Here is a 22,259-nt window from a genome sequence, read left to right as displayed (position 1 = left end):
TTGACTGGCCGCCGGTTGCTGTCCATCCAAATGCGGATTACCGCAGCGAGGTGACGACATGCCGAACAACTCCCGTCCCGCCGTGCTCGAACTGATCGGTAATACGCCGCTGGTGCGTATCAGCCGCTTCGATACCGGCCCGTGCACACTGTTTCTCAAACTCGAATCGCAGAACCCTGGCGGTTCGATCAAGGACCGTATCGGTCTGGCGATGATCGACACCGCTGAGCGCGATGGTCGCCTGCGCCCCGGTGGCACCATCGTCGAGGCCACGGCCGGCAACACCGGTCTGGGGCTGGCACTGGTTGGCCGCGCCAAAGGGTATCGGGTGGTGCTGGTGGTGCCGGACAAGATGTCCACCGAGAAGGTGCTGCACCTCAAGGCGATGGGCGCCGAAGTACACATCACCCGCTCCGACGTCGGCAAGGGCCATCCCGATTATTACCAGGACGTCGCTGCGCGGCTGGCCAAAGACATTCCCGACGCATTCTTCGCCGATCAGTTCAACAACCCGGCCAACCCGCTGGCCCACGAGTGCAGCACTGCGCCGGAGATCTGGGCGCAGACCCAGCATGATGTGGATGCCATCGTCGTCGGCGTCGGTTCGGCCGGCACACTGACCGGGCTGACCCGTTTCTTTCAGCGCGTACAACCGAATCTGGAAATGGTGCTGGCCGATCCGGTCGGCTCGGTGATGGCCGAATACAGCCGCAGCGGCACCCTTGGTACGCCCGGTTCCTGGGCGGTGGAGGGGATCGGCGAAGACTTCATTCCATCGATTGCCGACCTTTCCAGTGTGCGCAAGGCCTATTCGATCAGCGATGAGGAAAGCTTCGATCATGCCCGCCAATTGTTGCGCGCCGAAGGGATTCTTGGCGGTTCTTCGACTGGCACCTTACTGGCGGCGGCGCTGCGTTACTGCCGCGAACAAACCGAGCCGAAGCGGGTGGTCAGTTTCGTCTGCGACACGGGCACCCGCTACCTGTCGAAGGTCTATAACGACCAGTGGATGAACGACCAAGGCTTGCTTGCGCGCAAACGTTACGGCGATTTGCGTGACCTGATCGCCCGGCGCTTCGAGGATGGCCGGGTGGTCAGCGTGGGGCCTGACGACACCTTACTCACGGCGTTCCAGCGCATGCGCCTGGCGGATGTATCGCAACTGCCGGTGCTGGTGGATGGGCAGCGGTTGGTCGGGGTGATCGACGAGTCCGACATCCTGCTTGGCGTGCACGAAGACGCTACGCACTTTCGCATGACCGTGACCAGCGCGATGACCGATAAGCTCGAAACCCTGCCTCCCGGCGCCAGTCTTGCTGAACTGGAGGCGGTGCTCGACCGTGGGCTGGTGGCGATCATCGCCGACACCTCGGGCTTCCACGGCCTGATTACTCGCGTCGACATGCTCAATCACTTAAGGAGATCCCTCGCATGAGTCAGCACGATGAAACTGCCGCGCCACGCGGATTTGCCACCCGTGTGATCCATGCCGGGCAGACGCCGGACCCTACCACCGGGGCGCTGATGCCGCCGATTTACGCCAACTCCACTTATGCGCAGCAGAGCCCCGGTGTGCACAAGGGCTTTGACTACGGGCGCTCGCACAACCCGACGCGCTTCGCCTTGGAGCGTTGTGTGGCAGACCTTGAGGGTGGCACCCAGGCGTTCGCCTTTGCCTCCGGATTGGCGGCGATCGCCACGGTGCTCGAACTGCTCGACGCTGGCGCGCACATCGTTTCTGGCAATGATTTGTACGGTGGGACTTTCCGACTGTTTGAACGGGTACGCCGGCGCAGCGCCGGGCATCGCTTCAGCTTCGTCGATATGACTGATCTGGCGACCTTCGAAGCGGCGCTGCAGGTCGACACGCGGATGGTTTGGGTCGAGACGCCGAGCAATCCGTTGTTAAGCCTGACTGACCTTGCCGCCGTCGCGCGGATCTGTCGCGAGCGAGGCATTATCTGCGTGGCGGACAACACCTTCGCCAGCCCGTGGATCCAGCGTCCGCTGGAATTGGGCTTCGATATCGTGCTGCACTCGACCACCAAGTACCTGAACGGTCACTCCGACGTGATCGGCGGCATCGCGGTGGTCGGGCAAAACGTTGATCTGGCCGAGCGCCTGGGTTTTCTGCAGAACGCAGTGGGAGCGATCGCCGGACCGTTCGATGCTTTTCTCACCCTGCGCGGGGTGAAGACCCTGGCGCTGCGCATGGAGCGTCATTGCAGCAACGCGCTGGAGTTGGCGCAATGGCTGGAACGTCAGCCGCAAGTGGCACGCGTCTATTATCCGGGCCTGCCTTCGCACCCGCAGCACGAACTGGCGCGGCGGCAGATGCGCGGGTTCGGCGGGATGATTTCCGTCGAGCTGAACAGCGACCTGGCGGGCGCCAGACGTTTCCTGGAGAGTGTGCGGATCTTCGCCTTGGCTGAGAGCCTGGGCGGGGTGGAAAGCCTGATCGAGCACCCGGCGATCATGACTCACGCCACCATTCCTGCAGCAACACGCGCGCAGCTCGGCATTAGCGATGCGCTGGTGCGTTTGTCTGTGGGGGTGGAGGATGTCGAAGACCTGCGCGCCGATCTGGCCCAGGCCTTGTTGCAAGTTGCGGCGACGCATTCCTAGTAGCAGCTGCTACAAAAAGCCCGCTAAATCCATGAGCGGGCTTTGTGTCGGGTGCCGATCGTCAGGCATAACTCCTGAGCGCCACAGGTGGAATGAACGCTTCCAGTTCATCCTCAACCGCTTCGATAATCCGTTCTACATCGGCGGCATTCATAACCGTTGCACAAGGAATACCGGCAATGGCGATCATGGTTTCGCCGCTGGCTCGGTCAAATAGACGAGCAACCATGCTGCCCGGTGCATCCATGGTCGCCTCGAAACCCATGGGATGAAAATGCCAGCGCATCAGCTGGCAGGCATTTGGAAAAGTGACCTTACTGAATGAACCTTGATTCATGTGTTGCCCGCCTTCTTCATCGAGCGCTTCCTTTAGCTCATGTTAGGAGGGAAGAGCCTTCAATGGCTCAACCGGTGACTGTCTTTAAAAGTAGCACCCGGATGTGAAAAGCATGTGTAATTTTTCAGTCCGTTTAGCGATTGGTTCAATTTTTTTTGACGCAGGTCATGAGAGACCGGCATTTCGGCCAAAGGCCAGCATTGCCGGGCATCCCTTTGGTCATTGAAGCCCGGACAGAACTTCGATTCTTCAGCGCGATACCGAGTGGGTCCGTCAACCGTGGGGCGCGTGCGGTGTTACTCGGCGCGCCAATCTGTCATTTGCTGGCATCCAGCACGACGCGATAGCGCGCCTTGCCACTGCGTAGGTGATCAATGGCGTCGTTGATCCGGCTCATGGGAAAGTGCTCGACCTGCGGCAAGATCTGATGACGAGCGCAGAACTCCAACATGGTTGCCGTGGTGCTGGGCGAGCCAACCGGCGAGGCGGACAAGCTTTTTTGTTGGGGAAGCAGGTTGAATACGTGCACTGGAATAGCGCTAGGCACGACGCCAACAAAGTGCAGGCGACCCTTGCCGCGCAGCGTTCCGAGCAGGGTCGGCCAGTCGAGATCGGCGTTGGCGGTGACCAGGAGAAAATCCAGGGTGTCGGCAATGGATTTCAACGCGTTAATGTCGGTAGAGGCGAACACGTTGTGTGCCCCCAGGCGCCTGGCTTCGTCCTGCTTGCTCAACGACGAGGTAAAGGCCGTGACTTCGCAGCCCCAGGCGTTGAGGAAACGCAGCGCCAGATGACCGAGGCCGCCGATTCCCACGACACCGACCCGGTCAGTAGGTTTGACGTTAAATTCCACCAGCGGGTTGAACACCGTCGAGCCGGCGCAGAACAGGGGGCCGGCCATGGCCGGGTCGAGTCCGTCCGGTATCGCAAGCGCCCAGGCCCAGTGCGAACGCAGGCGATCGGCGAAGCCTCCGTTGCTGCCAACGATGGTGGGTTGGACGGTGCTGCACAGATTGTGGGAGCCTCCGATACACGAGGCGCAATGCATGCAACTGCCTTTGTACCAACCAATGCCCACCCGTTGTCCCACGTCGAGACCGCGTACCTGTGCGCCCACTCGCACGATCCTGCCGACCACTTCGTGGCCAGGGATAAACGGGTAGTGGCTCAGACCCCATTCGTTATCGATCATCGACTGGTCGGAGTGGCAGACGCCGCAATACTCCACGGCGACTTCTACCTCCTCGTCTCCCAATGGACCGGGATCGTAGCTATAGCGCTCCAGTGAAGCGCCTGCCGATGTTGCAGCCCAGCCGGTGAAAGTTGTGAGTTCGGTGCTGTCGCTCATGGGATACCTCCAGATCAAGAGACAGGTGCTTTGGCCGCTCGGATGCGGTGGTCTGGCAATGCTGACCAGCAGCCAAGGCGTAATCAGTCTAGCAGGCCGCAATGACGAGCATGATCTGAGGACGGTGTTGGGATTGACCGGCAGTCGGAGTTCTGTCTTCGGCCATTGCTGCAACTAACTGGATGTTTAATTTAAACTGGCACAGATACTAATAAATCCAAAAAACGAGAACTCATCAACAAAAAAGCAACTTACCTATATTTAATATTTAAATACGAAATTGTCGGACAATCAGGCTGGAAACCTCAACTACAAACAATCTTTCGACAGCGCAAGCAATGTTTGCGGGCGTTCTACGAAACAGTTCAATTTGACGTCAAAAAAATGTAGACGTTTGATTTCGAATTGTGTCAGTTTTTATACGCCTTCATTGGGCGAGTGATAGGACGATCTCGCCAGAGATTGTCGTATCGGACAAAAACTGTTCCATTGCTAAACAAGGAAGTGTGTTTATGTCGAAAGTAAAAGACAACGCTATTGATCTTGCCGAACAGGCCTTTGCACCATTGGCTGCTTTCAGTTCTGCCTACAATCAGATCGATAGCTTCAGCCATCAGTATGACCGGGGTGGCAATCTCACGGTCAATGGCAAACCCTCCTTCTCCGTCGACCAGGCCGCTACCCAGCTGCTGCGTGACGGCGCTGCCTACCAGGACAAGGACGGCAGCGGCAAAATCGAACTCACTTACACGTTCCTGACCTCGGCCTCGTCGAGCACCATGAACAAGCACGGCATTACCGGGTTCAGCCAGTTCAATACGCAACAGAAAGCCCAGGCCGTGCTCGCCATGCAATCCTGGGCCGACGTGGCCAACGTCACCTTCACCGAGAAGTCCTCCGGCGGTGACGGCCATATGACCTTCGGTAACTACAGCGGTGGTCAGGATGGCGCAGCGGCTTTCGCCTATCTGCCTGGCACGGGCGCCGGTTATGACGGTACTTCGTGGTACCTGACCAACAGCAGCTACACGCCGAACAAGACACCGGACCTGAACAACTACGGCCGTCAGACCCTGACCCACGAAATCGGTCACACCCTGGGCCTGGCGCACCCTGGCGATTACAACGCCGGTGAAGGCGCACCGACCTACAATGACGCGACTTACGGGCAAGACACCCGCGGTTACAGCGTCATGAGCTACTGGAGTGAAAGCAATACCGACCAGAACTTCAGTAAGGGCGGCGTGGAAGCTTATTCTTCCGGCCCGCTGATGGACGATATCGCGGCCATCCAGAAACTCTACGGTGCCAATACCACCACCCGTACCGGTGACACCACCTACGGCTTCAACTCCAACGCCGGTCGCGACTTCCTGAGCGCGTCTTCGTCGTCGGACAAAGTCGTGTTCTCGGTGTGGGATGCGGGCGGCAAGGATACTCTGGACTTCTCCGGCTTTACCCAGAACCAGAAAATCAACCTCAATGAAGCCTCGTTCTCCGACGTTGGCGGCCTAGTGGGCAACGTGTCCATCGCCAAAGGCGTCACTGTCGAGAACGCGATTGGCGGTTCGGGTAGCGATCTGTTGATCGGTAACAGCGTGTCCAACGAGCTGAAAGGCGGTGCCGGCAACGACATCCTCTTCGGCGCGGGCGGTGCGGACAAACTGTGGGGCGGCTCGGGTTCGGACACCTTCGTGTTTGCGGCCAGCAGCGACTCCAAGCCAGGTGCGGTCGACCAGATCCTCGATTTTGTCAGCGGCCTGGACAAGATCGACCTGACCGGCATCACCAAGGGCGCGGGCCTGCATTTCGTGAACTCGTTCACCGGGGCGGCAGGCGATGCAGTGTTGAGCACTTCGGGCGGCAACAGCCTGTTGTCGGTGGACTTCTCCGGGCACGGCGTGGCTGATTTCCTGGTCAGCACCGTTGGCCAGGCGGCGTTCTCGGACATCGTGGCCTGATTCAAGGCAAAAAGGAGGGTGGCGCTTTACGCGTCGCTCTCTGCCCTGATCCAGAGTAAAACGCCCTATGAATCAGAACGCTCTTACCTGCAAAACAACCGCGTGGCTGTTGGCGACGCTGATGATGTTTCTTGGAGAGGTAGCCATGGCACGCAGTCTGAAATTAGCCGACCCGTCGGAACTCGCCGGCAATTGGCAAGCCATTTTGAATACCGCGCAAGACTCGCCCGAATCCCAGGCACTGCAGGACAAGCCGTTGAATGTCTGCACGATCGAGCTTAAATCGGACCAGACCCTGGGTGAGGGCGCCGACTGCCTCGGCGCCTGGCTGAACAAGCCGGCGAAGGGCTGGTTCCCGGAACCGGACGGTATTGCCGTGACCGGGGAAGAAGGCTCAAAAATTGTGTTCTTCAGCCGACTGCATGCGGGGCTTTATAAAAGTACCTTGAAGTCGGGGCTGATTATTACGCTCATGCGCGCAGCGCAATAAGCGAAAAGAGTCGGATCGATAGCAGGTGCTGAATATAAAGACCGTTATTGCAGTTATAAGCGGCAGATCAATAACCGGGACGTTTTAGAGTCCACAAAGAGTTGTTATTAATTTGTAAGCGATAACCGGCAAAAGAATGTCTCGATCCGTGTGCGGACAGTTAAATGGAACCTCGCCAAGTGAGGCGAGGCTTAATACCTCAGGAAAAACCAATGAAGATGGCGAAGAGCCCGGCCACCGCACCGTTATTCAAGGCACTGGGTGACTATAAGAGCATCTTGATCAGCGTCGGCTGCTTTACTGCATTGATCAACGTTCTGATGTTGGTCCCGTCGATTTATATGCTCCAGGTTTATGACCGGGTGCTGTCGTCGCAAAACGAAACCACACTGGCGATGTTGTCGCTGATGGTGGTCGGATTCTTCGCCTTCATCGGGCTGCTGGAGACCGTGCGCAGTTTCATCGTCATCCGTATCGGCAGCCAACTGGAGCGCCGTTTCAACCTGCGGGTGTATCAAGCCGCCTTCGAGCGCAACCTGTTCAAGGGCGAGGGCAACGCAGGGCAATCCCTGGGCGACTTGACCCATATTCGCCAATTTGTCACCGGCCCGGCGCTGTTTGCCTTCTTCGATGCGCCGTGGTTTCCGGTCTATCTGTTGGTGATTTTCCTGTTCAACTTATGGCTCGGCGTATTGGCCACTGCGGGTGCGGTGCTGCTGATCGGGCTGGCCTGCCTCAACGAGGCCATGACCAAAAAGCCTTTGGGCGAAGCTGCGGGGTTTTCCCAGAAGTCCAGCCAACTGGCTACCAGTCACCTGCATAACGCCGAAACCATTCAGGCCATGGGCATGCTCGGCGCATTGCGCAAACGCTGGTTTCAGGTGCACTCGCGTTTTCTTGGCTTGCAGAATCAGGCCAGCGATACCGGCGCGGTCATCAGCTCCCTGAGCAAAACCCTGCGCCTGTGCCTGCAATCCCTGGTCCTGGGGTTGGGCGCCTTGCTGGTGATCAAGGGCGACATGACCGCCGGGATGATGATCGCCGGTTCCATTTTGATGGGCCGGGTGCTGAGCCCCATCGATCAGTTGATTGCCGTGTGGAAGCAGTGGAGCGGCGCCAAACTCGCTTACCGCCGCCTCGACGCTTTGCTGCAAGCCTTTGCGCCGAGTGACGAGGCCATGGCGCTGCCGGCGCCGAAAGGCCTGATCACGTTCGAACAAGTCAGCGCCGGCCCGCCAGGCCAACGGGCAGCGACCCTGCACATGGTCAATTTCCACCTGGGCGCCGGCGAAGTGCTGGGCGTGCTCGGGGCTTCCGGCTCCGGTAAATCGACCCTGGCCCGGGTGTTGGTCGGCGTCTGGCCGACGTTGGGCGGCACGGTGCGCCTCGATGGTGCGGACATTCATCGCTGGAATCGCGACGACCTCGGCCCTTACATCGGTTATCTGCCTCAGGACATCGAATTGTTCAGCGGCAGCATCGCCGAAAACATCGCTCGATTCCGTGAAGCGGATCCGCAAAAAATCGTCGAGGCTGCGCAACAGGCTGGCGTCCATGAATTGATCCTGCGCATGCCCCAGGGCTACGACACCGTGCTCGGCGAAGACGGCAACGGTTTGTCCGGCGGCCAGAAGCAAAGGGTGGCCCTGGCTCGCGCGTTGTACGGCCATCCGAGCCTGGTGGTGCTGGATGAACCGAACTCTAACCTCGACACCGTCGGAGAAGCCGCACTGGCCGGCGCCATCGCACACATGAAGGCCCGGGGCACCAGCGTGATTCTGGTCACCCATCGCTCTTCGGCCCTGGCCCAGGCCGACAAGTTGCTGGTGCTCAACGAAGGTCGCTTGCAAGCCTTTGGCCCAAGCCAGGAAGTGCTCAAGGCGCTTGCCGGCAACCAGTCGGCGCCCCAGGAACAACCACGTGAAAAAGCCGCGCAGGCACCGGGCGGGCTCAGCATGAGCCGGCAGTATCAGCCCACGACCAGGAATTCGGGTGTATGAGCAGCACACGCATGAACAACGATAACGAAGCGATGATGGAACACGATTACATTGCCGAACGCCCCGAGCGCGACGCTCGTTTCTTCGCCCGCATGGGCTGGATTCTGGCGATTGTCGGCGCCGGTAGTTTTTTCACTTGGGCGAGCCTCGCGCCGCTCGATCAAGGCATCCCGGTGCAGGGCACCGTTGTGGTCTCGGGCAAGCGCAAAGCCGTGCAATCGATGAGCAACGGCGTGATCAGCCAGATTCTGGTGCGCGAAGGCCAAGTGGTAAAACAGGGCCAACCGCTGTTCCGCCTCGACCAGACCCAGGTCGCGGCCGATGTGCAATCGCTGCAAGCGCAATACCGCATGGCATGGGCCAGCCTGGCGCGCTGGCAGAGTGAACGGGACAACCTCAAGCAGGTGAGTTTCCCCGCTGAACTGAGCAACGATCCTGACCCGCGCCTGGCGCTGGTGCTTGAAGGCCAACGGCAATTGTTCAGCAGCCGTCGCGAAGCGTTTTCCCGTGAGCAAGCCGCCCTGCGCGCGAATATCGAAGGCGCCAGCGCGCAACTGGCCGGCATGCGCCGCGCACGCACCGACCTGACGGCCCAAGCCAGCTCCCTGCAACAACAGCTGAACAATCTGCAGCCCCTGGCAGACAACGGCTACATCCCGCGCAACCGCTTGATGGAGTACCAGCGTCAGTTGTCGCAAGTGCAGCAACAGTTGGCAGAGAACACCGGCGAAAGTGGCCGGGTCGAGCAGGGCATCCTTGAATCCCGGCTGAAGCTGCAACAGCACAGCGAGGAATACCAGAAGGAAGTGCGCAGCCAGTTGGCCGACGCGCAGCTCAAAAGCGTGACCCTGGAAGAGCAACTGACTTCCGCCGGCTTCGACCTGCAACACAGTGAAATCATCGCCACCGCCGACGGCATCGCGGTCAACCTTGGGGTTCATACCGTCGGCGCGGTGGTGCGCCAGGGTGAGTCGCTGCTGGAAATCGTTCCGCAAGGCACCCGCCTGGAAGTGGAAGGGCACTTGCCGATCAACCTGATCGACAAGGTCGGTACGCACTTGCCGGTGGACATTCTGTTCACCGCGTTCAACCAGAGCCGCACCCCGCGAGTGCCGGGCGAAGTCAGCCTGATCTCCGCCGACCAAATGGTCGATGAGAAAACCGGTGTGCCGTATTACGTGCTGCGCAGCAGCGTCAGCGATCAGGCGATGGAAAAACTCAACGGCCTGGTGATCAAACCCGGCATGCCGGCAGAAATGTTCGTGCGCACGGGTGAACGTTCACTCCTCAACTATCTGTTCAAACCGCTGCTCGACCGGGCAGGCTCCGCGTTGACCGAGGAATAAGGATGTTCGGTTGTATGAATAAGCTTTCCCTGCTCGCAGCGACCCTGGCGTTGCTGACGTGCAACAGCGCAATGGCCTTGGGGCCGTTCGAAATCTACGAGCAAGCGTTACGCAATGATCCGGTGTTCCTCGGCGCCATCAAGGAACGCGATGCCGGCCTTGAAAACCGTGCCATCGGCCGCGCCGGGCTATTGCCGAAGCTGGGTTACAACTACAACAAGGGGCGTAACTCCTCAAAGGTCACGCAACTGAATGACCGCGGTAACAGCCAGAGTGAAGATCGCAACTACAGCAGCTACGGCTCGACCTTGACCTTGCAACAGCCATTGCTCGATTACGAGGCTTACGCGGCGTACCGCAAAGGCGTGGCGCAATCGCTGTTCGCCGATGAAAACTTCCGGGGCAAGAGCCAGGAGCTGCTGGTTCGCGTGCTGGAGAATTACACCAAGGCGCTGTTCGCTCAGGACCAGATCGACATCGCGCGCGCGAAGAAAAAAGCCTTCGAGGAGCAGTTCCAGCAGAACGAGCAGATGTTCCGCCAAGGGGAAGGCACGCGCACCGACATCCTCGAAGCCGAGTCCCGTTACGAACTGGCGACCGCCGAGGAAATCGAGGCGCGTGACGAACAGGATGCAGCTCTGCGGGAACTGGGCGCCCTGATTGGTGTAGCCGCCATCGACATTGGCGACCTGACGCCGTTGGATCAGAACTTCCAGACCTTCACCCTGCAACCGGCCAATTACGACACCTGGCACGAGATGGCGGTGGCCAACAACCCGAACCTGGCCTCCCAACGGCAGGCGGTGGAAGTGGCGCGCTATGAGGTCGAACGCAACCGCGCCGGGCATCTGCCGAAAGTCAGCGCCTACGCCTCGATGCGCCAGAACGAATCGGAAAGTGGCAACACCTACAACCAGCGCTACGACACCAACACCATCGGCATCGAAGTCAACGTGCCGCTGTATGCCGGCGGCGGGGTCTCGGCCTCGACCCGGCAGGCCAGCCGCACCATGGAACAGGCCGAGTACGAACTGGACGGCAAGACCCGGGAAACCTTGATCCAGCTACGCCGCCAGTTCAGCGCCTGCCTGTCGGGGGTCAACAAGTTGCGGGCTTATCAGAAAGCGCTGACGTCGGCTGAAGCGCTGGTGGTCTCGACCAAGCAAAGCATTCTGGGTGGCGAGCGGGTCAACCTCGACGCCTTGAATGCCGAACAACAACTATTTACCACCCGCCGGGATCTGGCGCAGGCACGCTACGACTATCTGATGGCCTGGACCAAATTGCACTACTACGCCGGCACCTTGAACGAACAGGACTTGGCCAAGGTGGATGAGGCGTTCGGCCAAGGCCGGCCAACGAAGATTCAGTAACCCTTGTGGCGAGGGGGCTTGCCCCCGTTCGGATGCGATAGGTCCGTTGAATCACCCATTGCGCTTATGGGCGTGGTGGAAAGCTCGCCGCTGGTTCGCGATGCGGCGCGGGTGGGCGTCCATGCCAGCCTGGTCTTGAGCCGGGACATTCGGTTGAACCTCGATTACACCGGCCAACTGGCCAGCCGTGAGAAGAGCCATGGAGTCAGGCTGACTCTCAATTGGCAGTTTTAACGCAGGCGAGGGGGCTTGGCGCAATCCCTGTGGGAGCGGGCAAGCCCGCTCCCACAGGTTCCGCGCCTTAACTCAGAGGAATTGGACCCCCTGGCCACAAGGATTTTGGCAACACAACTAAGGACGGTAGCTTGATGGATAACAAGTACAACAATCTTGCCTTGCTCTGCGCACTGGCAACCCTGGGCACCGCACACGCGGCGCCCTACGTGGAAAACGGCAGGACAGGCGATCCCGATAGCTGGCGCAGCTCGGAGTTCAACGCCGACTGGGGCCTGGGCGCGATCAACGCTCAGGAGGCCTACGCCGCCGGTTACACCGGCAAAGGGGTGAAACTGGGGATCTTCGACCAACCGGTCTACGCCTTGCACCCGGAGTTTTCCGGGGCCAACAAGGTAATAACCCTGGTCACCAGCGGCATCCGCGAGTACACCGACCCGTACATTCCGGTCAAAGCCGGGGACGCCTTTCTCTATGACGGTTCGCCCTCGGTAGGTTCCAACGGCAAACTCGGCGCCCACGGTACCCACGTTGGCGGAATCGCCGCGGGCAGTCGCGATGGCGGGCCGATGCACGGCGTCGCCTTCGGCGGGCAGATCATCAGCGCCGACAACGGTGACCCTGGCCCGGAAGACGGCATCATTCGCGGCAACGACGGCGCGGTGTACAAGGCCGGTTGGGATGCCCTGATCGCCAGCGGCGCGCGGATCATCAACAACAGCTGGGGCATCGGCATCACCGACCGCTTCGACCTGGGTGGCCGGGACCCGGCGTACCCGCACTTCACCGTGCAAGACGCGCAACTGCAATTCAACGAAATCCAGACCTTGCTGGGGACCAAACCCGGCGGTGCCTACGACGGCGCCATCGCCGCTGCCCGCAGCGGCATCGTCACGATCTTCGCTGCCGGCAACGACTACAACCTCAACAACCCGGACGCCATCGCCGGCCTCGGTTACTTCGTCCCGCAGATCGCGCCTAACTGGATGACCGTCGCCGCGTTGCAGAAGAACCCGGACATCAACAGCCCCGACCTCTACATCATCAGCACCTTCTCGTCGCGCTGCGGCTACACCGCGAGTTTCTGCGTGTCGGCACCGGGCAGCCGCATCTACAGCTCGATCATCAGCGGCACCAATGCCGCTGACCTGACCACCGGCTACGCCAACTACAACGGCACCTCGATGGCGGCGCCGCACGTTGCCGGCTCGGCGGCGGTGTTGATGGAGCGCTTTCCGTACATGACTGGCGCCCAAGTCGCCAGCGTGCTGCGCACCACCGCCACCGACCTCGGCGCACCGGGCGTCGACGCGCTGTACGGCTGGGGCATGATCAACCTGCGCAAAGGCATCGACGGCCCGGCGATGTTCGTCACCGAGCAGGACATTCCCGAAGAGTTCCGCATCGACGGCGCCTACGGCTCCAGCCAGTTTGTCGCGGACTTGCCGGGCATCGGCGCGATCATCGACGCCGGCAAACCCACCGAGCGCGTGTGCAATGACGTGCACTGCGGGCTCGACTTCTGGCGCAACGACATTTCCGGCCATGGCGGCCTGACCAAGCAGGGCATCGGCACGCTGGTGCTGACCGGCGCCAACACCTACACCGGCCCGACTCTGGTCAATCAGGGGCGATTGGCGATCAACGGTTCGCTGCTGTCGGCGGTCACCGTCAACAACAGCGGCATCCTCGGCGGTAACGGCAGCATCGCGGCGCTGACCGCAAAAAGCGGCGGCACCGTGGCGCCCGGCAACTCCATCGGCACCTTGCAGGTGGCGGGCGACGTGACCTTCGAACCTGGTTCGACCTACGCCGTAGAGCTGTCGCCCACCCGCAGCGACCAGATCATCGCCGGCGGCAAGGCAGTGATCGAGGGCGCCACCGTCAGCCTGTCCCTGGAAAACAGCCCGACGCTGCTGACCACCAGCGAAGCGAAAACCCTGCTCGGCACTCAGTACAACATCCTGCAAGCGGCCGGCGGAATCGAAGGGCGCTTCGGTGCGGTGGTGCCGGATTACCTGTTCCTTGGCGGCACCCTCGACTATTCGGCCAGCGGTATTCAACTGGCCGTGGTGCGTAACGCAACATCCTTCACCAGCGCCGGCCAAACCCCGAACCAACGCGCCGTGGCCGCTGCCGCCGAGCAACTGGGCGCAGGCAATTCGCTGTACGAAACCCTGCTGCTGTCACCGACCGCCGCTGACGCGCAACAAGCGTTCCAGCAACTCTCCGGTGAAATTCATCCGGCAATCGGCACGCTGCTGATCAACGACAGCCGCTACCTGCGCGATGCCGTCGGTGAACGTCTGCGCGAGCACGATCTGTTCGACGCCGCGGCACCGACCGATGACCGCAGCAATGCCTGGCTCAAAGTGCTCGGCGCCTGGGGCAAGAGCGATGGCGGGCATGACAACGCCAATTCCAACAGCTCCATCGGCGGGCTGCTGGCCGGTGTCGATGGCTTGATTACTGAACATACGCGGTTGGGTTTCGTCACTGGTTACAGCGACAGCTCGTTGAGCATGGGCGATGGCACACACTCTTCAGCCTCGGTCGACAGCTACCACTTGGGCGCCTACCTGGGCCATGAAATCGACGCGCTGCGCCTGAGTGTCGGCGGTGCTTACAGCTGGCATCGCATCGACGTCAAACGCGACCTGCAATTCGGTGACGTCAGCGGCAAGCAGAAATCCAAGCGCGATGCGACGACTGCACAGCTGTTCACCGAAGCGGCCTATCGCCTGGACCTGCAACCGCTGGCGCTGGAGCCGTTCGCCAACCTGGCCTACGTGCATTTGAACAGCGACAGCTTCAGCGAAAAAGGTGATGCCGCCGCACTCAAGGTCGGTGAAAACAATCGCGACGCGGTGCTCTCGACCCTCGGCCTGCGGGCGAGCCAAGCCATTTTGTTGTCCGACCAGCACCAGTTGGAACTGTCCGGCACGCTCGGCTGGCAGCACAACCTGAGCAGCACCCGTTCCGAAGACCACCTGGCCTTCGTCAACGGCAACACCGCGTTCAGCGTGCAAAGCGTGTCGATGGACCGCGATGCCGCGGTGGTCGGCGCTCGTGCCGGACTGGCGCTGGGCCGCGATACCCGTTTGAACCTGGATTACAACGGGCTGCTCGGCTCCCGGGAAAAAGACCACGGTGTGGGCCTGACCCTGGACTGGCAGTTCTGATTCGACGCAAAGGAAGCCACAACATGGGACTGTTTGATTACAAAAATGCCGGCAGTGCGGCCGGCAAGGCGTTGTACTCCGACGCGATCGCGCTGACGCTCTACGCGTACACGCCCACCGGCCAGCCACTGCCGGCGACGGCTTGGGCGCCGATTGGCGCGACAGCCTTGGGCTATCAGGGCAAGGTCGGGCCTCAAGGCACCTTCTATGGCGAGAAGGACGGCTTCACCAGTGCCGAAGCCGAAATCCTCGGTAAATACGACGGTTTAGGAAAGCTGATCGGTCTCGGTATCGCCTTCCGTGGCACGGGTGGCCTGGGCTACAGCGACACCTTCGGCGACATGAAAAACAACCTGCTGGCCGCGGTCGGCCCGGTGGACTATGCAACGAACTACGCAAAAAACGCCTTCGACACCTTGCTCAAAAACGTCGCCGCGTTTGCCATTGCCCAGGGCCTGAGCGCCAAAGACGTACTGGTCAGCGGGCATAGCCTCGGCGGGTTGGGGGTCAACAGCCTGGCGGAGTTGAGCGGTAATAACTGGGGTGGTTTCTTCAAGGACGCCAACTACATCGCCTTCGCCTCGCCGACCCAAAGCGCCACCGGCAACAACGTGCTGAACATCGGTTACGAGAACGACCCGGTGTTTCGCGTGCTCGACGGCACCACGTTCAGCAGTGGCTCGCTGGGCAAGCACGACGGTCATCAGGATTCGGCGACCAACAACATCGTCAATTTCAATGACCAATACGCATCCACCGCGCAGAACCTCGTGCCGTTCAGCATTCTCAACCCGCTGAACTGGTCGGCCCATGGTTCGTTGGGCTATGCCGATGGCTTGAACCGGGTGATCGACTCGCGCTTCTACGACCTCACCGACAAGGACTCGACGCTGATCGTTTCCAACCTGTCGGAGTCGTCCCGAGGCACCACCTGGGTCGAAGACCTGGGCCGCAGCGGCGAGCCCCACACCGGCAGCACGTTCATCATCGGCACCGACAGCAATGACTTACTCAAGGGCGGCGCCGGCAACGACTTCATCGAAGGGCGAGACGGTAACGACCGGTTCCGCGATGACGGTGGCTATAACCTGCTGCTGGGCGGCAAGGGCAGCAACACCTTCGAGCTGCAGAAGCCGTTGCAGAACTTCAGCTTTGCCCATGACGGCGACGGCACCCTGTATGTGCGCGACGCTTACGGCGGCATCAGCATGACCCGCGACATCGGCGCGCTGGTGAGCAAGGAATCGGGCTCGTGGTGGGGCAGCAAGGAGGTGACCTACAACGTCACCGCCAATGGCTTGCTCAATGGCACGGAACTGACCCACTACAACCACTCGCTCAACGGCGATGCCGACAGCAACACGCTGGTAGCCAGCGTCGACGGTGACTGGCTGTTTGGCAACGCCGGCAACGACCTGCTGCGCAGCGACAAAAGCCACGTGACCTTCGTCGGTGGCACGGGCAATGACGTGATGCATGCCTCGGGCGGCAACAACACCTTCCTGTTCAGCGGCGCCTTCGGTTTCGACGCGATCAATGGCTACCAGGGCAGCGACAAACTGGTGTTCATGGGCGTCCAGGGCGCGGGGCAGGGCTATGACTACACCCGGCATGCTTCACAGGCCGGCAACGACACGGTGCTGAAGATTGGCGATTACGCCGTGACGCTGGTGGGGGTGGGACTGGATAACCTGTCGGCTTCGGGAATTACGTTTGCGTAAAGGCTGCTGCATGCACTAGAGGCTCCGGGGCGCTTCGTAATCGAGGCGTCCTGGCTGTGAGCTATCTCTGACAATTCCAACAAAGAGAGAGGCAATACCAATGGGTGTGTATGACTACAAAAACTTCAGCACAGCAGATTCCAAGGCGTTGTTCAGCGATGCCATGGCCATCACGCTGTATTCCTATCACAACCTCGACAACGGTTTCGCCACCGGTTACCAGCAAAACGGCTTCGGCCTGGGTTTGCCGGCCACCCTGGTGACCGCGCTGATCGGCGGCACCGATTCCCAGGGCGTGATTCCCGGCATTCCCTGGAACCCCGATTCGGAAAAGGCCGCGCTTGATGCCGTGCAAAAGGCCGGCTGGACCCCGATCACCGCCGCGCAACTGGGCTATGACGGCAAAACCGATGTTCGCGGAACCTTCTTCGGCGAGAAGGCCGGTTACACCAGCGCCCAAGTGGAAATCCTCGGCAAGTACGACGCCCAGGGCCATCTCGCGGAAATCGGCATCGCCTTTCGTGGCACCAGCGGCCCACGGGAAATCCAGATCGGCGATTCCATCGGTGATGTGATTAACGATCTGCTGGCGGCGCTCGGCCCCAAGGATTACGCGAAAAACTATGTGGGCGAAGCCTTTGGCAATTTGCTCGGCAAAGTCGCGGCGTTTGCCCAGGCCAATGGGCTGTCAGGCAGCGATGTGCTGGTCAGCGGCCACAGCCTCGGCGGTTTGGCGGTCAACAGCCTGGCGGATTTGAGCGGTGAAAAGTGGTCCGGCTTCTACCAGGATTCCAACTACATCGCCTACGCGTCGCCGACCCAAAGCAGCAGCGATAAAGTGCTGAACATCGGTTATGAAAACGACCCGGTGTTTCGCGCCCTCGATGGCTCGTCGGCCAACCTGGCCACGGTAGGCGTGCACGATGCTCCCAAGGATTCGGCGACCGATAACATCGTCAGCTTCAACGACCATTACGCTTCGACGGCGTGGAATGTGCTGCCGTATTCGATCCTCAACATTCCCACCTGGATCTCGCACTTGCCCACCGGTTACGGCGACGGCATGACCCGGGTGCTGGAGTCCAAGTTCTACGACCTGACCAGCAAGGACTCGACGATCATCGTCGCCAACCTCTCGGATCCGGCGCGAGCCAACACCTGGGTCCAGGACTTGAACCGCAATGCCGAAACCCATAAAGGCAGCACGTTTATCATCGGCAGCGATGGTAACGACCTGATCCAGGGCGGCAAGGGTAACGACTACCTGGAAGGCCGCGACGGTAACGACACCTTCCGCGACGGCGGTGGCTACAACATCCTGTTGGGCGGCAAGGGCAGCAACGTGCTGGACCTGCAGCAGTCGGTGAAGAACTTCGTCTTTGCCAATGACGGTGCCGGTAACCTGTATGTGCGCGACGCCAACGGCGGCATCAGCATCACCCGCGACATCGCTAGCATCGTCACCAAGGAGCCGGGGTTTCTCTGGGGCGTGTTCAAGGATGACGTGACCCACAGCGTCACCGCCAATGGCCTCACCGTCGGCAGCAACCTGACTCAGTACGCTTCAAGCGTGAAGGGCACCAGCGGCGCCGATACCCTCAAGGCCCACGCAACGGGCGACTGGTTGTTTGGCCTGGACGGCAACGACCACTTGATCGGCAGCAGCGGCAACGACGTGTTTGTCGGCGGGGCGGGCAATGATCTGATGGAGTCGGGTGGCGGGGTCGATACCTTCCTGTTCAGCGGCGCGTTCGGCCAGGACCGGGTGGTGGGCTATCAGGCCAACGACAAACTGGTGTTCCTCGGGGTTCAGGGCGTTGCGCCAAACGACGACTTCCGCGCCCACGCCACGGCGGTGGGGCAGGATACGCTGCTGACGTTTGGCAGTGATTCGGTGACTTTGGTGGGTGTCGGGCTGGACAGTTTGTCTGGTAGCGCGATTGTGATCGCCTGAGGGTAGCGGGGCGCCTGTCAGGGCCCTATCGCGGGCAAGCCCGCTCCCACAGTGGTTGGTGATGTTCACAAAATCTGTGTCCGCATCAAATCCCTGTGGGAGCGGGCTTGCCCGCGATGAACGATAACGCGGTAGTTCAGTGACTCACCGTTCGGCAGCCACCGAAACCGCCAAGCCCATCGAAGAAAAAAGCCGCTTCCAGCTCCAGCCGGAACAGCCCTGGGTGACGTTGCGCCTGGGCGACGGTAAACAACCGGAGAAGACCGGCAATATCAGCATCGACCGTTCGATGCAGCAGGAACAGGAGCGCTGCCAGCGAATTCAGGAGCAACTGATCCGGCGCGGCGGGCAATGCATTTCCTGCGATAACAGCATTCCGGGCACCCACTAAACACCGAGCGCCCGTTACGGCATGGGCGCTCAATAACCCTGCACGCGATCGATCTCGCCGAGCATCGGCTCACCCCGTTGATGCCGGCGGATGTTCTCCAGCAACACCCCGAATGCGCTTTCCGGCTGAGTCATCGCCGCGATGTGCGGTGTCAGCAGAATCTGCGGGTGGTGCCAGAACGGATGATCCGCCGGTGCCGGTTCCTGCTGCAGCACATCAAGCACCGCGCCGCTCAAATGTCCGCTGTCCAGCGCTTCCAGCAGATCCTCTTCGATCAAATGCCCGCCACGGCCCATGTTGATCAGTGCCGCGCCCTTGGGCAGTTGTTGAAACAGGCTGCGATCAAGAATGCCCTGGGTCTGTTCGGTCAGCGGCAACACGCACAACAGAATGTCGCACTGGCTGAGGAACGCTGGCAGTTGCGCGTTACCGGCATAGCAATCGACCCCGGAAATTTGATGGGCACTGCGCGCCCAACCCGACAAGGCAAAGCCCAGCGGTTGCAAGGTCGCCAGAATCTGCTGCGCCTGAGCGCCGAGCCCCATGACCCCGACCCGACGCCTGGCCGCCGGTTGCAGCAGGTGCGCTTGCCAGCAGCGGGCCAGTTGTTGCTGGCGGTAGCGCAGCATGTCGCGGTGCAGGCTGAGCACCGCGAAACTAGCGTATTCACACATGCCGCGGGTGATGCCGGGGTCCAGCAGGCGCACCACCGGCAAGCTCGCTGGCAGACGATTGAGGTCGAGTTGATCGACGCCGGCGGACAAGGCAAACAGCACCTGCAGATTGGGCAACACAGCCCCGAGATCGTCGGGTGCCTGCCACGCGGCCAGGTATTGAATGTCCTTCGGGTCGCCGATGTCCGGCCAGGCGCGCCATTCGATATCCGGGGCGTGTTCGGCGAACAGCGCTTGCCACTGTTGGCCGCGCACAGGGTCAGCTTTATACAGCAGGGCCATGGGCATTTCCTGAAAGGTGAAGGTGCTGCCCATCATCGCGCAACGCCGGCGCAGGATCTGTTGAAAGCGCCGGGTTTAACGGGGGTGTATGACCTTGTATCGGCCCTGCACCGGCAGATTCGGCGGGCTGAAGGAATCTGCCGTTTGGCGGGGTGAAAACAGTCGATCCGAATTTCTCAAGGGGTAAGTTCGGCGTAGTTCGTTTCGCGCAAGCCTTAACCTGAACACCATCGCAACCACTTCCCGGTTGCCGGACTCACGATGGGAAATGCCATGAATAGCAAAGTCGACGAAACCCCTCATTTGCTCCGTCAGCGCGATCAATTCGTGCCACGTGGCCTGGTTACCGCGCATCCGTTGGTGATCGATCGGGCCCAGGGTTCAGAATTGTGGGACGTGGACGGCAAGCGCTACCTGGACTTTGTCGGCGGCATCGGGGTGCTTAACATCGGTCACAATCACCCCAAGGTGGTCGCGGCGGTGCAGGCGCAGTTGCAAAAAGTCTCCCACGCCTGTTTTCAGGTGGTGGCCTACAAGCCTTATCTCGACCTGGCCCAGCGCCTGTGCGAAATGATCGGCGGCCAGGACGCTTATAAAGCCGCGTTCTTCACCTCCGGCGCCGAAGCGGTGGAAAATGCGGTGAAGATCGCCCGCGCCCACACCAACCGCTCGGCGGTGATCGCCTTTCGTGGCGGGTTCCACGGTCGGACCTTGCTCGGTACCACGCTGACCGGTATGAGCCAGCCGTATAAACAGAACTTCGGGCCGTTCGCGCCGGAGGTCTTCCACACCCCATATCCGAATGCTTATCGCGGTGTCACCAGCGACATGGCGCTCAAGGCGCTGGACGAATTGTTGGCCACCCAAGTGGCGCCTGAGCGGGTCGCGGCGATCATCATCGAACCGGTGCAGGGCGATGGCGGTTTCCTTGCGGCACCGGCGGAGTTTCTTCAGGCCCTGCGCGCCCTGACTGAAAAGCACGGCATCGTGCTGATCCTCGATGAAATCCAGACCGGTTTCGGGCGTACCGGCAAATGGTTCGGTTTCCAGCACGCCGGCATCCAGCCGGATCTGGTCACCGTGGCCAAGAGCCTGGCCGGCGGTTTGCCGCTGTCCGGTGTGGTCGGCAAGGCCGAGATCATGGACGCGCCATTGCCCGGCGGCCTCGGCGGTACGTACGGCGGCAACGCGTTGTCGTGCGCGGCGGCGCTGGCGGTGATCGAGGCCTATGAGCAAGAGCAGTTGCTGGCCCGTGGCGAGGCCCTGGGTGAACGTCTGCGTCAGGGGCTGTTGCGCTTGCAGGCTCGTTACCCGCGTATCGGCGACGTGCGCGGTAGTGGCTTCATGCTGGCGATCGAGCTGATCAAGGATGACGAGGCACGGACCCCGGATGCCGACCTCAACCAACGACTGATCGACGAAGCCCGGGCCGGTGGCCTGCTGGTGATCAAGTGCGGCGTGCACCGCAACGTGCTGCGCTTCCTGGCGCCGCTGGTGACCACCGAAGCACAGGTCGATGAAGCGTTGCAGATTCTCGACGCGGCACTGGCACGAGTCTTGAACTGAGCTCACGCCAGCTCACGGGCGCTGCCACATGGCATCGCCCGTGAGCATTTATGGAGCATGGATTGATGGAATGCATCATCGGAGGCTTTACACACCATGGGGCTGACTGATTATCGAGCGTTGCTGATCGATTGCGATGAGGTGCTGGTGGATCGCGATTCCGGAGTCTGGGCGGCGTTGCAGCCGCTGCTCGACAGCCGTGGCGGTCACCCGGACAAGGCACAAGTATTGACCGAATTCAGCGAGGTGGTGCAGGCGCTGTACCCGCGTTTCGGCGAACTGGGCTTCAGTGGTTTGCTGTGTTTCGCTCACCGTCAATTGGCCGAGCGCTGGGAGTTGAAAGCCAGTTGGGAGGAGGGCATGAGCTTCGCCCGGTCGGTCGTCGGCTGGTCGTTGTTCGAGGACGCACCCGGCGCCATGCTGTATTTGCGCAAGTTCTATCGCCTGCTGGTGCATGGCGACCGTGACGCCGAAGATCGCGGCCTGCTGTGCGAACGCTTGGGGATCCTGCCCGACGATTTTATTTCCCTGGCCAGCGACCCATTGCAGGATCATGACTGGCTGGCGGCCAATGACCTTGATGCCAACTCCATCCTTCAGGTAACCCGGCTTGGCGCCCGACAACCCGGGGCGGGCGCGGTCTGCCTGATCTGTCGCGGCCGGGCCAGACACCCGACGCCGTGCGCGGCGGACTACTGCATCAACAGCATGGCGGATCTGGTGGCTCAGCATCAGCTGTCTTTACGGCGCTGATTTTGCTAGAAGATTGTCTTAC

16 protein-coding genes and 1 pseudogene are annotated in these 22,259 nt (G+C 60.9%); 14 read left to right on the top strand and 3 right to left on the bottom strand.

Annotation, left to right across the window (positions count from 1 at the left end; translation table 11 throughout):
* Nucleotides 1-58: 58 nt before the first annotated feature.
* Together J3D54_RS23920 and J3D54_RS23915 are read left to right on the top strand one after the other, a co-directional pair.
* Nucleotides 59-1,435 carry a cystathionine beta-synthase gene (locus tag J3D54_RS23920; protein WP_253423488.1) on the top strand — a complete coding sequence of 459 codons (1,377 nt, stop codon included), beginning with the start codon at nucleotides 59-61 and terminating at the stop codon, nucleotides 1,433-1,435.
* Entirely contained in the window at nucleotides 1,432-2,625 is a 1,194-nt protein-coding gene (locus tag J3D54_RS23915; protein WP_253423485.1) for a cystathionine gamma-synthase, read from the top strand. Before J3D54_RS23920 ends, J3D54_RS23915 begins: the two co-directional genes overlap by 4 nt.
* A gap of 61 nt (nucleotides 2,626-2,686) precedes the next feature.
* Here the strand turns inward: J3D54_RS23915 and J3D54_RS23910 are convergent, their stop codons facing one another.
* Both J3D54_RS23910 and J3D54_RS23905 read right to left on the bottom strand, forming a co-directional pair.
* Nucleotides 2,687-2,962 (bottom strand): DUF1652 domain-containing protein, encoded by a 276-nt coding sequence (locus J3D54_RS23910; protein WP_253423482.1) that lies wholly within the window; start codon nucleotides 2,960-2,962, stop codon nucleotides 2,687-2,689.
* A 316-nt stretch (nucleotides 2,963-3,278) separates the two neighbouring features.
* A complete protein-coding gene (locus J3D54_RS23905) occupies nucleotides 3,279-4,310 on the bottom strand; it encodes an NAD(P)-dependent alcohol dehydrogenase (protein ID WP_253423479.1) in 1,032 nt (343 codons plus the stop codon).
* Nucleotides 4,311-4,822: 512 nt separating this feature from the next.
* On the opposite strand from J3D54_RS23905, the gene J3D54_RS23900 reads away from it, so the two are divergent.
* The 10 genes and pseudogenes from J3D54_RS23900 to J3D54_RS23855 form a co-directional block, all read left to right on the top strand.
* Nucleotides 4,823-6,271, top strand: coding sequence for a serralysin family metalloprotease (locus tag J3D54_RS23900; protein ID WP_253423476.1), 1,449 nt, complete (start codon nucleotides 4,823-4,825; stop codon nucleotides 6,269-6,271).
* Nucleotides 6,272-6,338: 67 nt separating this feature from the next.
* On the top strand, nucleotides 6,339-6,761 hold the full coding sequence (locus J3D54_RS23895) for an AprI/Inh family metalloprotease inhibitor (RefSeq protein WP_253423473.1): 423 nt from the start codon (nucleotides 6,339-6,341) through the stop codon (nucleotides 6,759-6,761).
* A 212-nt stretch (nucleotides 6,762-6,973) separates the two neighbouring features.
* Nucleotides 6,974-8,761, top strand: coding sequence for a type I secretion system permease/ATPase (locus tag J3D54_RS23890; RefSeq protein ID WP_253423470.1), 1,788 nt, complete (start codon nucleotides 6,974-6,976; stop codon nucleotides 8,759-8,761).
* On the top strand, nucleotides 8,758-10,107 hold the full coding sequence (locus tag J3D54_RS23885; protein ID WP_253423467.1) for an HlyD family type I secretion periplasmic adaptor subunit: 1,350 nt from the start codon (nucleotides 8,758-8,760) through the stop codon (nucleotides 10,105-10,107). Before J3D54_RS23890 ends, J3D54_RS23885 begins: the two co-directional genes overlap by 4 nt.
* Before the next feature lie 2 nt (nucleotides 10,108-10,109).
* Complete coding sequence (locus tag J3D54_RS23880; RefSeq protein WP_253423464.1) at nucleotides 10,110-11,480, top strand: TolC family outer membrane protein; 1,371 nt, start codon at nucleotides 10,110-10,112, stop codon at nucleotides 11,478-11,480.
* A gap of 66 nt (nucleotides 11,481-11,546) precedes the next feature.
* On the top strand, nucleotides 11,547-11,714 hold the full coding sequence (locus tag J3D54_RS23875) for a hypothetical protein (RefSeq protein ID WP_253426858.1): 168 nt from the start codon (nucleotides 11,547-11,549) through the stop codon (nucleotides 11,712-11,714).
* Nucleotides 11,715-11,848: 134 nt separating this feature from the next.
* Nucleotides 11,849-14,896 carry an autotransporter serine protease gene (locus J3D54_RS23870; RefSeq protein ID WP_253423461.1) on the top strand — a complete coding sequence of 1,016 codons (3,048 nt, stop codon included), beginning with the start codon at nucleotides 11,849-11,851 and terminating at the stop codon, nucleotides 14,894-14,896.
* 23 nt (nucleotides 14,897-14,919) lie between these two features.
* Nucleotides 14,920-16,617: a polyurethanase gene (locus J3D54_RS23865; protein WP_253423458.1), complete on the top strand. Its 1,698-nt coding sequence runs from the start codon at nucleotides 14,920-14,922 to the stop codon at nucleotides 16,615-16,617.
* Between the two features lie 100 nt (nucleotides 16,618-16,717).
* On the top strand, nucleotides 16,718-18,571 hold the full coding sequence (locus J3D54_RS23860; RefSeq protein ID WP_253423455.1) for a polyurethanase: 1,854 nt from the start codon (nucleotides 16,718-16,720) through the stop codon (nucleotides 18,569-18,571).
* Nucleotides 18,572-18,725: 154 nt separating this feature from the next.
* Nucleotides 18,726-18,962, top strand: a pseudogene (locus J3D54_RS23855) (hypothetical protein); the annotation flags it as partial.
* 29 nt (nucleotides 18,963-18,991) lie between these two features.
* Here the strand turns inward: J3D54_RS23855 and J3D54_RS23850 are convergent.
* Entirely contained in the window at nucleotides 18,992-19,918 is a 927-nt protein-coding gene (locus J3D54_RS23850) for a glyoxylate/hydroxypyruvate reductase A (RefSeq protein ID WP_253423452.1), read from the bottom strand.
* A gap of 273 nt (nucleotides 19,919-20,191) precedes the next feature.
* Here J3D54_RS23850 and gabT point away from each other — a divergent pair, with 273 nt between their 5' ends.
* Together gabT and J3D54_RS23840 are read left to right on the top strand one after the other, a co-directional pair.
* Nucleotides 20,192-21,484: a 4-aminobutyrate--2-oxoglutarate transaminase gene (gabT, locus tag J3D54_RS23845; protein WP_253423449.1), complete on the top strand. Its 1,293-nt coding sequence runs from the start codon at nucleotides 20,192-20,194 to the stop codon at nucleotides 21,482-21,484.
* Between the two features lie 96 nt (nucleotides 21,485-21,580).
* The gene (locus tag J3D54_RS23840) at nucleotides 21,581-22,237 is read left to right on the top strand and encodes a 2-haloalkanoic acid dehalogenase (protein WP_253423446.1); all 657 of its coding nucleotides are present in this window, start codon (nucleotides 21,581-21,583) and stop codon (nucleotides 22,235-22,237) included.
* Nucleotides 22,238-22,259 lie beyond the last annotated feature (22 nt).

The sequence above is a fragment of the Pseudomonas sp. GGS8 genome (genome assembly GCF_024168645.1).
Lineage (GTDB): Bacteria > Pseudomonadota > Gammaproteobacteria > Pseudomonadales > Pseudomonadaceae > Aquipseudomonas.
This window is presented reverse-complemented; position numbering and strand designations above follow the sequence as displayed.

Bases quoted from the DNA above. Each gene is read 5' to 3' on its own strand.
- J3D54_RS23900 (WP_253423476.1), top strand. From the start codon at position 4,823: ATGTCGAAAGTAAAAGACAACGCTATTGATCTTGCCGAACAGGCCTTT.
- J3D54_RS23875 (WP_253426858.1), top strand. From the start codon at position 11,547: ATGGGCGTGGTGGAAAGCTCGCCGCTGGTTCGCGATGCGGCGCGGGTG.
- J3D54_RS23890 (WP_253423470.1), top strand. From the start codon at position 6,974: ATGAAGATGGCGAAGAGCCCGGCCACCGCACCGTTATTCAAGGCACTG.
- J3D54_RS23870 (WP_253423461.1), top strand. From the start codon at position 11,849: ATGGATAACAAGTACAACAATCTTGCCTTGCTCTGCGCACTGGCAACC.
- J3D54_RS23850 (WP_253423452.1), bottom strand. From the start codon at position 19,918: ATGGCCCTGCTGTATAAAGCTGACCCTGTGCGCGGCCAACAGTGGCAA.
- J3D54_RS23840 (WP_253423446.1), top strand. From the start codon at position 21,581: ATGGGGCTGACTGATTATCGAGCGTTGCTGATCGATTGCGATGAGGTG.
- J3D54_RS23860 (WP_253423455.1), top strand. From the start codon at position 16,718: ATGGGTGTGTATGACTACAAAAACTTCAGCACAGCAGATTCCAAGGCG.
- J3D54_RS23880 (WP_253423464.1), top strand. From the start codon at position 10,110: ATGTTCGGTTGTATGAATAAGCTTTCCCTGCTCGCAGCGACCCTGGCG.
- J3D54_RS23905 (WP_253423479.1), bottom strand. From the start codon at position 4,310: ATGAGCGACAGCACCGAACTCACAACTTTCACCGGCTGGGCTGCAACA.
- J3D54_RS23885 (WP_253423467.1), top strand. From the start codon at position 8,758: ATGAGCAGCACACGCATGAACAACGATAACGAAGCGATGATGGAACAC.
- J3D54_RS23865 (WP_253423458.1), top strand. From the start codon at position 14,920: ATGGGACTGTTTGATTACAAAAATGCCGGCAGTGCGGCCGGCAAGGCG.
- J3D54_RS23920 (WP_253423488.1), top strand. From the start codon at position 59: ATGCCGAACAACTCCCGTCCCGCCGTGCTCGAACTGATCGGTAATACG.
- J3D54_RS23895 (WP_253423473.1), top strand. From the start codon at position 6,339: ATGAATCAGAACGCTCTTACCTGCAAAACAACCGCGTGGCTGTTGGCG.
- J3D54_RS23915 (WP_253423485.1), top strand. From the start codon at position 1,432: ATGAGTCAGCACGATGAAACTGCCGCGCCACGCGGATTTGCCACCCGT.
- gabT (WP_253423449.1), top strand. From the start codon at position 20,192: ATGAATAGCAAAGTCGACGAAACCCCTCATTTGCTCCGTCAGCGCGAT.
- J3D54_RS23910 (WP_253423482.1), bottom strand. From the start codon at position 2,962: ATGAATCAAGGTTCATTCAGTAAGGTCACTTTTCCAAATGCCTGCCAG.